The organism is Desulfurobacterium thermolithotrophum DSM 11699, assembly GCF_000191045.1.
GTDB lineage: Bacteria > Aquificota > Aquificia > Desulfurobacteriales > Desulfurobacteriaceae > Desulfurobacterium > Desulfurobacterium thermolithotrophum.
The window spans coordinates 118081-130591 of record NC_015185.1 but is presented as its reverse complement, the minus strand read 5'-3'; the positions used below and the strand labels follow the sequence as shown (position 1 = coordinate 130591).

Genomic DNA, 12511 nt, shown 5'->3' with positions numbered 1-12511 from the left:
CCAAAATAAAAAGGAGGAGCAGAAAAAGCCTAACTCCTCCTTAAATAGACTTTTTACTGTTTTTTCATGGGCTCAATCTGAACTAAATCTCTCTCTACCCACTTAGGTGAGTGGTGCTCAGCAGCTTCAAAAGGCATATATCCGCTACCAAATCTCCACATAGCCTTAAAGTCTTCTATGTTAATTAAAGAAAGAGGTAAATGAACAAAAGTCACAAGAAGAGTAGTAATTATTGAACCCCATACATGGAAGTAAAACATTAGAAGAAAGAGCTCTTTTCCAAGTGCATGTTTAAGGAAATAAAGCACCCATCCTGTTACAATTAAACCGAATATCATAAAGATAAATAGAAGATATGCTATTTTCTGACCTGCATTGTACTTACCCTGTGGAGCAGTTTCTTTTGCACCAAAAGGAATACCAAACTTTCTTGGATAACCACCTAAATTCTTAAACCAAGCAAATGAATCTTTATCCCACTCCAAAAGGTTCTTAAGCATTATGTAGAACCTATCTGGAGCTATTAAAACAAAGGCAATAAAGTTTACTGTAAAAATCACTCCTACCCAAATATGAATTTGCATTAAAGTTTCTGCTGTACTTTTAGGAACTAGTTTGAAAAAGGCAAGAATTCCTGTTATAGCTAAAATGTACCAGGTAATAGCATTGATGTTATGAAACACTTTTTCAGAAGCCGGAAATCTTAGTACCCTTTCTTCTTTAGCAGCCATGTTCTCCTCCACCTATTTTGAGGTTAGATCTCACAACATACTTTGTATGAAGAAGGTGTTCTGAAACTTCACTTAAAGGATGACCTGCAAATTCTTTATAAAACTTTTGTACTACAGGGTTTTCGTATGATGCTGCTAATCCCTTTTTCTGTAGTCTTTGGTCATCTTTATAAAGGCCAGCCTGCCTCATCTTTATATACTTATTTCTCTTCTTTAAAAGATCAGTTATAGCGTATCCACTTATTGCTATAACTGATACTATAGCTCCTGTAACTTTTAAGAAGGTTCTTCTACTTATTAAAGTCGAAGCTGGTTTTTCTTCATACTGATAAGGGAGCGTTCTTTCTTCTTTCATTTTGTTCCTCCTTACTTAAGTTCTCTTAAGCTTTCAATCTTAAAGGAAGTAATGGGTCTATCCAGGATGTTCCCATTGGATTAATTGGTTGTCCTCCTCCGTTTATACAACCACCTGGACAGTTCATTACTTCTATAAAGTGATACGGCGATGTTCCTTTTATTACATCTTCAACGATTTTATCTAGGTGATTCTTTATTCCGTTAACCACTGCTACTCTTATCCTTATTGTCTCACCTGACTTAAGAGGAATTGGAATTTCCATTTCCTTTAATCCTGTTGTATGTCCTCTTACTCCATAAATATTCCAGTTAGGTGGCTTCTTTCCGGAAAGAACATAATAAGTTGTTCTAAGAGCTGCTTCCATAACTCCACCGCTATTACCAAATATGGTTGCAGCTCCCGTGTAAATTTCTCCTGGTTCTTCCTCTTTTTCTTTCTCAGGTAACTCTAAAGGATTAATACCTTTCATTTTGAACAATGTTGCTAAATCTCTTGTTGTAAGTACTGCATCAACATCTGGAAATGGAGGAGTATCTTCTGGAATAGAACCTTTTTCTTTCAAAAACTCCCAAGCTGATTTAAATTCTGGTCTGCTTGCTTCAAATATCTTAGCTGTACAAGGCATTATTCCAACTGTATAAACCTTCCTTGGATCTACATTCCAAATATTTAGGGCAGCCCAAGTTTTTGCTGAAGCACCTGCCATTTGTTGAGGAGATTTTGCTCCGGATATATGTGGAAGAAGCTGTGGATAGTATATTTCTGCATATCTGATCCATCCAGGACAACAACTTGTAAAGTGAGGAAGTGGATGATGTGCTATTTCCTTTAGCTCTTCATCCCTTTCTCCAAGAAGCCAGTATCTTACCTTGGCTATAAACTCAAAACCTTCTTCCATTATTGTCTGGTCAGCTGCTAGGTTAGTTTCATAAATCTTAAAACCTAATTTCTTTAGCGCATTATGAAGACGCCCAACTGTTAGTGTTCCAGGAGGAGCTCCAAACTCTTCTGCTATTGCCACACGAACTGCTGGAGCTATTAATGCTACAACAGTTACTTCTGGATCAGAAAGCTTTTTAGCCACTTCATCAACAAAACTCATTTGCTCAATAGCACCAAAAGGACAGTTAACTAAACACTGACCACAATTAATACATCTCATGATATCTACTGAATGAGCTACACCTAGTCCTCCTTTTATAGCATCTGCAGGACAGTGTCCTTTACAAGTATCACATCCTACACACTTATCTTGATTGATCCTTACTATTCCTTTTAGTTCTCCTGGTCTATAAGTACCTAACGGTGAATGTCCTTTTACTCTTGCGTCTGGAGGTGGGGGAAAAGTGGCTACTCTTGAGACCTTGTTATCCATTACTTCCTCCTTATAATCAATTCTCATAATACAAATTCTAAAAAAATTAATAGAAAGTGTCAACTTCATAAGTAAAAGGTAATATTTAATAATCCTTAAAACCTAATCAGTAAAACTCATAATTTCGACTTTGTATTTTAAAAATTCTTCTACCCTTTGATATCATTCACGCTTAAATTTTGATTAAAGAAATATTTACGGAGCTAAAGATGGTAGAAGAGAAAAAGAAAATAGCCCTTTATTCTGTTTTTCTAAACCTTTTTTTATCTCTTTTAAAGATTATTGCCGGAATAATCTCTGGTTCTGCGGCACTAGTTGCAGATGGAGTTCATTCTGTAGCTGATTTTGCAGCTGCTTTATCAGTTTATGCAGGTATAGTCATAGCTAATAAAAAAGTAAATGGTTTTCCTTATGGACTTTACAAAGTAGAAAATGTAATTTCTTTAGTTAGTGCTTTTGCAATATTCTTTGCAGGCTATGAAATAGCAAGAGACGTTTTATTTAGCCAAAGCAAAATGGAAATAGAAAATCTTCCTGTGGCTATCGGAGCTATTATTACTACGATTACACTTACTTATTTATTCTCAAAATACGAAAGAAAAAAAGGAGAAGAACTGAATTCTCCTAGTCTTATTGCAGATTCTGAACATATAAAGACTGATATGCTCTCTTCTATTATCGTTCTTACCGGTATTCTTGGAAACTACTTTGGTTATCCAATAATTGAGAAAATAGCTGTTCTTATAGTTGTACTATTCATTTTTCACTCAGGTTTTGAAATAATGTTAGAATCTTTAAAAGTTATTCTTGATGCTTCTATAGATAGGGAAACTCTTGAGAAAATAAAGAAAATAATGCTTTCTTATCCTCTAATCTCCCGTGTCAAGTCAGTAACAGGAAGAAGTTCTGGAAGCTATAAGTTTATTGAAGCAGAAGTCTGTGTTTCTACAGACAGTCTTGAAAAAGCTCATAGTCTCATACATGAAATTGAAGAAAGAATAAAAAGAGACATCCCATTTATAGAAAAGATAATTATCCATTTTGAACCTGAAGAAAAAAAGAAACTTATCTATGCTATTCCAATAGAAGAAAATGAAGAGAGAGTGTGCGGAAGGTTTGGCGAATGTCCTAAGATTCTTCTATTAGAAAAAGAAAAAAATGAACTGAAAAAATTAGCAATTTTTAGAAATCCTGCTTCCAATATGCAATTTGGCAAATGTATCGAATTAGTAGAGTTTTTAATTTCTAAAGGAGTTAATTGCATAGCTGTAAATTCACTTCCCTTAGGTAAGGGAGTAATTTTTGCTCTATCAAACTATGGAGTAGGAATGAAGTTAATACCAGAAGAAGATTTATCTGTTTTTATCGAAAAACTAAAACAAGAGCCAACTTGTGAGCCTCCTCTTGCTATATGGAATAGATTTGTCTGTGATATTTCTAACGGAGGTTCTAGTGAAGGCACAAGAGCTAATAGATAGAGATAAAATAACTTCCCATTTAAGAGTAGCTGTTTTTGTTGATATGCAAAATATTTACTACGGCGCTAAAAATACTCTGAAGAAAAAAGTTGACTTTAAAAGATTATTGGAGCTAGGAGTAAGAGGAAGAACTCTTTATAGAGCAATTGCTTATCTTGTTGATCTTGATAAGGTAAATCAGGATAGTTTTATCTATGTTTTAAGAAGTCTTGGTTACGAAGTAAAGCTAAAAGAACCTAAAAAGTTTTATAGCTGGGATAAGATAGAATATAAAGCTGATTGGGATATGGGAATAGCCATTGATGCTATTGCAATGGCAGAAAATGGAAAGATTGACGTTGTTGTTTTAATGAGCGGAGATGGTGATTTTGTTGATTTAATAAACTTTCTCAAAGCAAAGGGAATAAAGGTGGAAGTTATTTCTTTTAGATCTATAACTGCAAAAGAACTCATTCACGCAGCTAATGAATACATTGATCTTGGTGAAATAGGAGACTACATCGTTTTAGAGGAGAAGGAAAATGGAGATATTAGCAATTCCAGCCGGTCCTTTTTTGGTTAACACTTTACTTGTTTGGGATAAGGAAAGTAAGTGTGCTGCTATAGTTGATCCTGGTGATAAAAAGTCTATTGAAGAGATAGAGGACATACTTTCTAGGAAAGACCTTAACGTAAAGTACATAATAAACACTCATGAACATCCTGATCACATAGCTGCAAATGCATGGGCAAAGCTAAAATTTCCTAAGGCCGATTTAATAATGCACGAAGAAGCAGCTAAGCATTTAAACTTTTGGGTTGAAAGTGAAATCGGAGAACTTGCAGGTGCAGAGTATTCTCCATCTCCAGAAAAAACTTTAAAAGATGAAGACGAGCTAAAACTTGGAAACTTTAATTTCAAAATTATTCACTCTCCTGGTCATTCTCCTGGAAGTATTGTCTTATTTTCTCCAAAAGCAGATGTAGCAATTGTTGGAGACCTAATATTCAAGGGAAGTATAGGTAGATACGATCTTCCTATGAGTAATCGCCATGAACTTAAACGTTCAGTAGTAAAAGTTTTAAATCAGCTAAATCCTGATACGCTTATCATTCCAGGACACGGCCCTAGAACAACTGTAAAAGAAGAAATAAATAACAATCCTTTTATAAGAGAGTTTATAGGATGACAGCAGGTACTCATATCTTAGGAGGAATTCTCCTTGCTGCGTTTTTTCAATTACCCATAATTCCGGCAGCTTTTGGAAGTGTTTTACCAGATATTGACTTGAAAAAGGGATTGCCATTTAGACAAAATAGAACCCTTTTTAACTCTCACAGAGGAATTACACATCATATTGCTATACCAATAGTCTTAGTTTTTCTTTCTCTATATCTTAGAGATCATTACAGCTACGAAATAGGACGCTACTTCCTTTCTTTTTCAATAGGTTACGCTTCTCACATTCTTCTTGATATTCTAAATCCTCTTGGAGTTCCATTCTCTTTTAAGTACTATCCTCGTTTATCTTTAAAACTTGTTCGTTCAGGAAAATTTGGTGAAATTTTTGTTATACTTACGCTAGTTGTAATGCTGATTTATTTTGTAGATTCAGGAAAACTTAGCTACGCAGGATTCATAGACAAAGATATTCTCGAAGTTCTAAAAAAGTTAATAGAGGAGGTTAGAGGATGAAGTTTTTCATAGACACTGCCGACATAAACGAAATAAAGGCTGCAATGGAAATGGGAATGGTTGACGGGGTTACAACTAACCCAACTCTCATTTCAAAAACGGGAAGACCATTCCTTGAGGTTGCAAAGGAAATAGTAGAAACAGTTCCTGGTCCTGTGAGTTTAGAAGTAGTTAGCTTAGACGCTCAAGGAATGATAAACGAAGCAAGACAACTTGCAAAGTTTGGAGATAACGTTGTCATAAAAATACCAATGACGACAGAAGGTTTAAAAGCAGTAAAAACACTTTCTAAGGAAGGAATAAAAACAAACGTCACTCTTGTATTTTCACCTCTTCAAGCACTTCTTGCAGCAAAGGCTGGAGCTACTTACGTTTCTCCATTTGTTGGAAGACTTGACGACATTGGACATGATGGAATGGAATTAATATCTCAGATTGTTCAAATTTATGATAACTACGGATTTAATACAGAAATTATCGTTGCCAGTATAAGACACCCTCAACATGTTCTTCAGGCAGCACTTCTTGGTGCAGATATTGCAACAATACCATTTAAAGTAATAAAGCAGTTAGCAAAACATCCACTAACAGACATAGGACTAGAAAGATTTTTGGAAGATTGGGCAAAAGTACCAGGAAAGGATTCTATTTTTGAATAAAGATTAAAAAACTTTGAGTAGCGGGTACCCGCTACTCAATTATCTCAAGAACAGCTCTCTTTCCTATCTTTGTTGCAGCTGCAGAAAGAAGAGTTCTCAAAGCTTTTGCAGTTCTTCCTTGTCTACCAATTACTTTTCCAAGATCTTTTGGATCTACCTTAAGCTCAATAATAATTGTTCTTTCTCCTTCTGTCTCTACAACGTAAACAGCATCAGGATTATCAACTAGTTTGTTCGAGTTCAATACATGGTGGACACCTTGATGACTTCTAATATAGTCCTCAAACTTCTCAGCGGGAGTCTTGTAATTTAAAGAGTGATGGGGTCTAAGAAAGTTGTAAATCTTTAAATACTCAAAAAGTTTTTTATTCATCTCATCAACAGTCGGTTCTGTTCCTTCTATCATCCATAGTTCACTTTCTGTCGTTTGAATAAACCTTTCTACATGCGCATTAGTCTTGGGAGATTTCGGATAACTAAAGTAGTGTTCTATCCCTTTTCTTTTAAGATATTCGTCTAACTCCCCTAAAAATTCGCTCCCGTTATCCGTTTGAACTTTCTCTATCTTGAAGGGAAGAAATTTTTCAAGTTCTTCAAAAAACCTTCTTCCGCTCCTGCTGCTTTTTGTAGAATAAACCTTGGCAAATGCTATTCGGGTGAACTTGTCTATTGCCGTGAACTGGTAAAAGGTTTTACCGCACCAGTAGAGGTATTTAACGTCCATGAGGATTGTTCCTGGTTTGTCTGCTCTTAGTCCTTTTCTGGTGCGGTTCTTTTTCCCTTTCTGTTTCTTCCTCTTGTAGGTACTTTTTAGTTTTTCCGTTCTTTCTATTAGTCCGTGTCTTTTGAGACCCTGTAAACTGTAGAGGATGATATTTTTACATTTAGGTATCTTTCCATGAAGGCTGCTATCTTTTCTTTGCTCCAGGTTGGGAATTTTTCCCTTATTGTGACGATGATGTGTTCTATTTCAGGTTCTGTTTGGGGTTGTCTTACTTTATGAGGTCTTTTGTTTCTGTCTTGGAGTCCTTCTATCCCGTACTTGTCGTATCTTTTTTTCCACTTGTAGAAGGTTGTTGGACTGATGCCAAAGTATCTGCATGTTTTTCTGGCGTTGCCTGTTTTGTGGTAGTACTCTATCCATTTGAGTCTCCTTTTAACGTTTCTGTCTTTTGTTAGGTCAAGTTTCTTTTTTACTCTTCTTCCTTCTTTCAGGGTTTCTTTGAATGCTGTATTTGTGCTTGATATATGGAGGGATGTTCCTTTGAATCTTTTCAATTGTTTCATCGGTGGACACCTCCTTGTGGTATTCAAAGGTTATTGTAGGGTGTCCACCTTCTATCTGAACTTCAACAGCTTACATAAAAGGAAATGGAAATCTTCCACCTTTCTTAGCCATCTTCCTCTGCATTTTCTTCATCTGCTTCATAGCCATCTTTGCTTGAACAAACTGTTTTATAAGAGCATCAACCTCTTTAACCGATGTTCCACTACCTTTTGCAATTCTCCTTTTTCTACTAGCGTTTATAATTGCATGATTTCTACGCTCTTCCGGAGTCATTGAATTTATTATAGCCTCAATCCTTTTTAGCTTCTTATCATCTATTGCTTTTTCAAGTTGCTTTAACATTTTTTGACTGGAAAGTCCTGGAATCATCCTAATTATCTGTTGAAGAGGTCCTAATCTCTGTATCATTCTAAGTTGTTGTCTAAAATCTTCTAAGGTAAACTCACCAGACAAAAGCTTTTCCTGCATAGAAAGAGCTTCTTTTTCATCTATTACTTCTTGTGCCTTTTCAACCAAGGAAACAATATCTCCCATTCCAAGGATTCGTGACGCGACTCTATCTGGATAAAAAGGCTCAAAGTCATCAATTTTTTCACCCACACCTGCAAATTTTATAGGTTTACCTGTTACACCTTTAACAGATAAAGCTACCCCTCCTCTTGCATCTGAATCCATCTTTGTAAGAACAATTCCTGTCATTCCCACTCTTTCATCAAAAGCTTTTGCAATATTTACAGATTCCTGACCAGTCATTGAATCAATAACAAAAAGTGTTTCATCAGGAACAACTTCTTCTTTTATTTTCCTTGCTTCTTCAAGTAGCTCTTCATCAATGTGAAGTCTTCCAGCTGTATCAACAACGAGAACATCATAGCTTTCATCTTTAGCCTTCAAGAGAGCATCTTTTGCAATCTTTACAGCATCCTTTTCTTTTTCTTCAAGAAATACCGGAATCCCAATCTGATCTCCAAGCTTTTTAAGCTGAAGCATTGCAGCAGGTCTATAAACGTCAACAGATGTCAGAAGTACTCTTTTCCCTTGTTTTTTCAAGTAATTTGCTAACTTTGCTGCCGTTGTAGTCTTACCCGAACCTTGAAGACCAATTAAAAGAATAACAGAAGGTTTTCCTTTTAAGTTAAGTTTTTCTGCTTCTCCACCAAGAGTTTGAACAAGCTCGTCGTGAACTATTTTTACAAGCTGCTGTGCTGGATTTACCCCTTTTATTACCTTGGCTCCTAGGGCTTTCTCTTTAATATCTTTGATAAAGTTTGAAACAACCCTGTAGTTAACATCAGCTTCAAGAAGAGCTAGTTTTATTTCTCTAAGACCTTTTTCTAGAGTCTCTTCATCTATTCTTCCTTTTCTGCCAATTTTTTCTATTGCAGATTGAACTTTTTCTGCTAAAGCATCAAACATCAACTACCTCCTATTCGAGCGGGATTTCCACACCAGCTGCTGCTTCTACAAATCTATCTTTCAAGATTTCCTTGAAAAGTTCTATTCCTCTCTCTCCTGTACAGTGACAGGGAGCAACAAAGCGAGTAAACTTTTTAAGTTCTTCAGCCACTTCGATGATTTTCTCATCTGGTGATCTATAAAGGTGAAATCCACCAACTATGAGGAACAGTTCCTCTCCACAGATTGTCACAGCTTTCTTAGCTATCTCGACTATTCCAGGATGACTACAACCTGTTAATAAGACAAAACCTTCTGCTGTACTCACTATTAGAGAATGCTCAAAGGAAGGTTTTTCAATTCCCGTTTCCATTATACCCGTAGAGACTGCTCTTTCTGATATGTAAGTCGGTGTAGTTATTGGAACGCACACAACACTTTCTGGCAGGTTTTCTTCAAACTCTACACAATCTGGCTCAGGAACAAAAAGCTCAAAGTCCCTATTTTTCTTCAAAATGTACGGTAATCCTCCGACGTGATCCCAGTGGTTATGAGATATAAAAACAACATCTACTTCCTCAATATTTACACCAAACTTTTCTAAATTTTCTGCAAGAACCTCCGGTTTTGCACCTGTATCAAAAAGTATAGTTTCGTCTGAGAGCTCTATAAGAGCAGCAAATCCCCAATCTTCTCTATAGTCAGGGAGAGCTCTATTATCGTAAAGGATCTTTAGATTTTCCATTCTTAACCTCAACTTTTTTCTTACTGCTGTCAATTTATGCAGCTAAAGATAAATTGCATATATTATAGTTAAAAAGCCTTGAAAAGAAATAACTTTTCTTTAATTTAAATGCCCGGGTGGCGGAATTGGCAGACGCGCAGGACTCAGGATCCTGTGGGAGCAATCCCGTGCGGGTTCAAATCCCGCCCCGGGCACCAAAGGAATAGTAAAAATGAAAGACATAGAAAAGCTTTCAGAAATACTTAAAAGTTTCCAATCAGTTGCCGTTCTTACAGGTGCTGGTGTAAGTGCCGAAAGCGGCATTCCTACGTTTCGTGGAAAAGATGGACTGTGGAATAAGTACGATCCAACAGAACTTGCGACATTTGAAGCCTTTGAAGAAGACCCTTTAAGAGTTTGGAAATGGCACCTATGGAGAATGAGACTCATAGCAAACGCAAAACCTAATCACGCTCATTATGCGATTTCTGAAATGGAAAGGTTATTTCCTGACTTTCTTCTCATAACTCAAAATGTAGACAGTCTTCACAAAATAGCTGGTTCTAAAAAACTTGTAGAGCTCCACGGCAACATTTTTGAAGGAAAGTGTAGGTACTGTGGTAAAAGATACAATGAGAAAGAACTTTTCAACCTATTTCCCCTTGCAGATAGGAAATTCCTGAAAGGACTAAGAGAGGAAGATTTCAGAAAAAGAATTTTAGAGGGTTTAGAGGCAAAAGATTTACCAAAGTGTTCTATTTGTGGAAACTTTGTTGGTCCCGGAGTTGTCTGGTTTGGCGAAAATCTCCCCGAAGATGCTCTCCAGAAAGCTTTTCAAGCAGCAGAGAAAAGCAAAATCTTTTTCTCCATTGGAACATCAGCATTGGTTCAACCAGCAGCTTCTTTGCCGCTAATTGCAAAGAAAAAGGGAGCAGTTCTTGTTGAGATCAATATAGATAAAACTCTTATATCTTCCTATTGTAACTTTGTTTTTCGAGATTCAGCTTCTAAAGTTTTACCTTCTATTCTTTCAATACTAAAAGAACATAAGTAAAATTTATGCTTACCCAGGGAAAACTCTTTTAAAACATTGCCTTCTGGTCTTTCAGAAAGGAATAAAGAATCTTTTGGAGGTTTTGAAGAATAAGGTAAAACTGAATTCTTAAACTTTTCAACATAAAAACAGAGTTGAAGGTATTTTGTTTTTGTAAAGAGAGGATATTCTTTAGTTAAATCTGCAATCTCTTTTGCAACTTCTCTAACTGGAGGATATTTAGACTCTGCAATTGGTAAATAATAAGAACTGTAAAATCCTCTAAACAAAAGCATTAATAAAGCAAAGAGAATTACAATAGGAGTAAAGTTAATCCTTGGAAGAAAGTAGAAATAGAAAAGATAAGCAAATATTAAAAATATAATCGTTTCCTTAAGTATGAGAGATGAGTTACCAGTAATAATTACACCCACAACAATCCCTAGGGGAACTATGAGCTCTAACGTAAATTGGAGTATATTTTTTGCTCTCTTATGAATGAAATATTTATCTTTTAAATAAACTGCAATTAGAATTGACAAAAGCGGAAGTAAAGGCATTGTATATCTCATTCTTGAACCCGGGAAAAACCAATAGATAAGAAAGTTTCCAATAAATGTTAGAATTAAAAAAAGAGTAGTTTTATCGCTTATTAGCTTTTTATAACCTTCCTTTTCTCTATATAGATAAAAAAGAACAATTACTGACCACGGGAAAGTTGCAAACAGAAATCTAAATGGAAAGGAAATAAATCTTTTGATAGTTTCTAACAAATCAAACTGAGTAGGAGCACGAGAAATAACTTCTGAAAAAAGCGTCTTTAAAGCTTGTTCTGTTGGAACTATAAGTATCCATCCAACAAAAGGAATAATTCCTAAAACAAAGCCAACTATATGATTAAGGGAAAGAAGTCCTTTTAAATCTTTTTTTAAGAAAAAGTAAACGAATATAGCTACTAAGAAAAAGTGAAAAGCTGGAAAGCCTTTTGTTAAAGCAGCAAGAGATGTGAAGAAGTATCCTAAAAACCAAGCAATTCTTTCTTTTCCCTTATCTATAAAGTAATACCACGAGATTATGGATGACGAAACTAAAAAAGTAAAAAGAGTGTCTGGTTCAGCTTTTGTAGAATATCCAAAAAGAACCATAAAAAATGTTGGGAATATAACTGCTGAAAAAAGAGCTACTTTTCTTTCAAAGAGCTTGGAAGAAAAAAAGAACAGAAAAACGGAAGTTAAAATAACCGAAATAAGAGAAGGTAATCTTAATGAAAATTCAGATACAGAACCAAAAATCTCTGAGGAAATAGCTAAAATCCAATTGTGAAAAGGTGGCTTTCTAAAATATGGCTCTAGAAGAACTGTTGGCTGAAAAAAATTATGAGTTTTTAACATTTCAAAGGTAATTATTCCTCTTCTTGGTTCTTCATGGTAAAGAACAAATGTTCCAATATTTATTAAAAGAGCAAATGAAAGAAAAACCAGAAAAAGTTTAAAAGTTCTATCTATCATTTCCTTCTTCAACAGCCACCTCTCTGAAAAATTCCTCTGGAATATCTGGTTTTTCACCTACAGGGTGAAATTCTACCTCAATAGAACTACATTCAGGACATTTAAAATAGCTTATCCACATTTCTTTGTTTCCTATGATATCTTTGACATCTCCCTTTTTATTTACGTCTCTAGAACCTACATATTCAAATTCTCCTGTATTTCCACAAGTGCTACACTTTAAAAGCCTTTTGTACATAGATACCTCTTTAAAAAATTTTTCTACAAACAATAATTTCTCTGTTATA

Annotated in this window: 14 protein-coding genes, 1 tRNA gene and 1 pseudogene; 7 read left to right on the top strand and 9 right to left on the bottom strand. The window is 35.4% G+C overall.

The genetic code is table 11. The features are described 5' to 3' along the window. Positions 1-53: 53 nt before the first annotated feature. The 3 genes from DESTER_RS00720 to DESTER_RS00710 are packed head-to-tail and all read right to left on the bottom strand — an operon-like array spanning position 54 to position 2464. A complete protein-coding gene (locus tag DESTER_RS00720; protein ID WP_013637759.1) occupies positions 54-731 on the bottom strand; it encodes a cytochrome b/b6 domain-containing protein in 678 nt (225 codons plus the stop codon). Next, positions 721-1086, bottom strand: coding sequence for an iron hydrogenase small subunit (locus DESTER_RS00715; protein ID WP_013637758.1), 366 nt, complete (start codon positions 1084-1086; stop codon positions 721-723). Before DESTER_RS00715 ends, DESTER_RS00720 begins: the two co-directional genes overlap by 11 nt. A 25-nt stretch (positions 1087-1111) precedes the next feature. Further along, on the bottom strand, positions 1112-2464 hold the full coding sequence (locus DESTER_RS00710; RefSeq protein ID WP_013637757.1) for a [Fe-Fe] hydrogenase large subunit C-terminal domain-containing protein: 1353 nt from the start codon (positions 2462-2464) through the stop codon (positions 1112-1114). A gap of 209 nt (positions 2465-2673) precedes the next feature. Between DESTER_RS00710 and DESTER_RS00705 the strand changes: the two genes are divergently transcribed. The 5 genes from DESTER_RS00705 to fsa are packed head-to-tail and all read left to right on the top strand — an operon-like array spanning position 2674 to position 6276. Beyond that, positions 2674-3942 carry a cation diffusion facilitator family transporter gene (locus DESTER_RS00705; protein ID WP_013637756.1) on the top strand — a complete coding sequence of 423 codons (1269 nt, stop codon included), beginning with the start codon at positions 2674-2676 and terminating at the stop codon, positions 3940-3942. Then, on the top strand, positions 3917-4504 hold the full coding sequence (locus tag DESTER_RS00700) for a LabA-like NYN domain-containing protein (RefSeq protein WP_013637755.1): 588 nt from the start codon (positions 3917-3919) through the stop codon (positions 4502-4504). The genes DESTER_RS00705 and DESTER_RS00700 overlap by 26 nt, the downstream gene beginning before the upstream one ends. After that, complete coding sequence (locus tag DESTER_RS00695; RefSeq protein WP_013637754.1) at positions 4464-5111, top strand: MBL fold metallo-hydrolase; 648 nt, start codon at positions 4464-4466, stop codon at positions 5109-5111. Before DESTER_RS00700 ends, DESTER_RS00695 begins: the two co-directional genes overlap by 41 nt. Beyond that, a complete protein-coding gene (locus DESTER_RS00690) occupies positions 5108-5617 on the top strand; it encodes a metal-dependent hydrolase (RefSeq protein ID WP_013637753.1) in 510 nt (169 codons plus the stop codon). Before DESTER_RS00695 ends, DESTER_RS00690 begins: the two co-directional genes overlap by 4 nt. Further along, on the top strand, positions 5614-6276 hold the full coding sequence (gene fsa / locus DESTER_RS00685) for a fructose-6-phosphate aldolase (RefSeq protein WP_013637752.1): 663 nt from the start codon (positions 5614-5616) through the stop codon (positions 6274-6276). Before DESTER_RS00690 ends, fsa begins: the two co-directional genes overlap by 4 nt. Positions 6277-6307: 31 nt before the next feature. Here fsa and DESTER_RS08515 read toward each other — a convergent pair whose 3' ends face one another. The 4 genes and pseudogenes from DESTER_RS08515 to DESTER_RS00660 all read right to left on the bottom strand — a co-directional run bounded on the left by DESTER_RS08515 (position 6308) and on the right by DESTER_RS00660 (position 9704). Continuing rightward, on the bottom strand, positions 6308-6520 hold the full coding sequence (locus tag DESTER_RS08515) for a KH domain-containing protein (RefSeq protein WP_083802003.1): 213 nt from the start codon (positions 6518-6520) through the stop codon (positions 6308-6310). Beyond that, positions 6509-7563 (bottom strand): annotated as a pseudogene (locus tag DESTER_RS08525) (IS481 family transposase); the annotation flags it as partial. The gene DESTER_RS08515 and the pseudogene DESTER_RS08525, both read right to left, overlap by 12 nt. Positions 7564-7633: 70 nt before the next feature. Further along, on the bottom strand, positions 7634-8980 hold the full coding sequence (gene ffh, locus DESTER_RS00665; RefSeq protein WP_013637750.1) for a signal recognition particle protein: 1347 nt from the start codon (positions 8978-8980) through the stop codon (positions 7634-7636). Positions 8981-8990: 10 nt separating this feature from the next. Continuing rightward, on the bottom strand, positions 8991-9704 hold the full coding sequence (locus DESTER_RS00660) for an MBL fold metallo-hydrolase (RefSeq protein WP_013637749.1): 714 nt from the start codon (positions 9702-9704) through the stop codon (positions 8991-8993). Positions 9705-9814: 110 nt separating this feature from the next. Here DESTER_RS00660 and DESTER_RS00655 point away from each other — a divergent pair. Together DESTER_RS00655 and DESTER_RS00650 are read left to right on the top strand one after the other, a co-directional pair. Beyond that, a tRNA-Leu gene (locus DESTER_RS00655) sits at positions 9815-9901 on the top strand. 14 nt (positions 9902-9915) lie between these two features. Further along, positions 9916-10737, top strand: coding sequence for an SIR2 family NAD-dependent protein deacylase (locus tag DESTER_RS00650; RefSeq protein WP_013637748.1), 822 nt, complete (start codon positions 9916-9918; stop codon positions 10735-10737). On the opposite strand, the gene DESTER_RS00645 is transcribed toward DESTER_RS00650, so the two are convergent. Together DESTER_RS00645 and DESTER_RS00640 are read right to left on the bottom strand one after the other, a co-directional pair. Beyond that, entirely contained in the window at positions 10659-12236 is a 1578-nt protein-coding gene (locus DESTER_RS00645; protein ID WP_013637747.1) for an ArnT family glycosyltransferase, read from the bottom strand. The genes DESTER_RS00650 and DESTER_RS00645 overlap by 79 nt on opposite strands. Next, positions 12214-12462 (bottom strand): hypothetical protein, encoded by a 249-nt coding sequence (locus tag DESTER_RS00640; RefSeq protein WP_013637746.1) that lies wholly within the window; start codon positions 12460-12462, stop codon positions 12214-12216. Before DESTER_RS00640 ends, DESTER_RS00645 begins: the two co-directional genes overlap by 23 nt. Positions 12463-12511 lie beyond the last annotated feature (49 nt).

Bases quoted from the DNA above. Each gene is read 5' to 3' on its own strand.
- DESTER_RS00695 (WP_013637754.1), top strand. From the start codon at position 4,464: ATGGAGATATTAGCAATTCCAGCCGGTCCTTTTTTGGTTAACACTTTA.
- DESTER_RS00720 (WP_013637759.1), bottom strand. From the start codon at position 731: ATGGCTGCTAAAGAAGAAAGGGTACTAAGATTTCCGGCTTCTGAAAAA.
- DESTER_RS00715 (WP_013637758.1), bottom strand. From the start codon at position 1,086: ATGAAAGAAGAAAGAACGCTCCCTTATCAGTATGAAGAAAAACCAGCT.
- ffh (WP_013637750.1), bottom strand. From the start codon at position 8,980: ATGTTTGATGCTTTAGCAGAAAAAGTTCAATCTGCAATAGAAAAAATT.
- fsa (WP_013637752.1), top strand. From the start codon at position 5,614: ATGAAGTTTTTCATAGACACTGCCGACATAAACGAAATAAAGGCTGCA.
- DESTER_RS00650 (WP_013637748.1), top strand. From the start codon at position 9,916: ATGAAAGACATAGAAAAGCTTTCAGAAATACTTAAAAGTTTCCAATCA.
- DESTER_RS00640 (WP_013637746.1), bottom strand. From the start codon at position 12,462: ATGTACAAAAGGCTTTTAAAGTGTAGCACTTGTGGAAATACAGGAGAA.
- DESTER_RS00705 (WP_013637756.1), top strand. From the start codon at position 2,674: ATGGTAGAAGAGAAAAAGAAAATAGCCCTTTATTCTGTTTTTCTAAAC.
- DESTER_RS00690 (WP_013637753.1), top strand. From the start codon at position 5,108: ATGACAGCAGGTACTCATATCTTAGGAGGAATTCTCCTTGCTGCGTTT.
- DESTER_RS00710 (WP_013637757.1), bottom strand. From the start codon at position 2,464: ATGGATAACAAGGTCTCAAGAGTAGCCACTTTTCCCCCACCTCCAGAC.
- DESTER_RS00660 (WP_013637749.1), bottom strand. From the start codon at position 9,704: ATGGAAAATCTAAAGATCCTTTACGATAATAGAGCTCTCCCTGACTAT.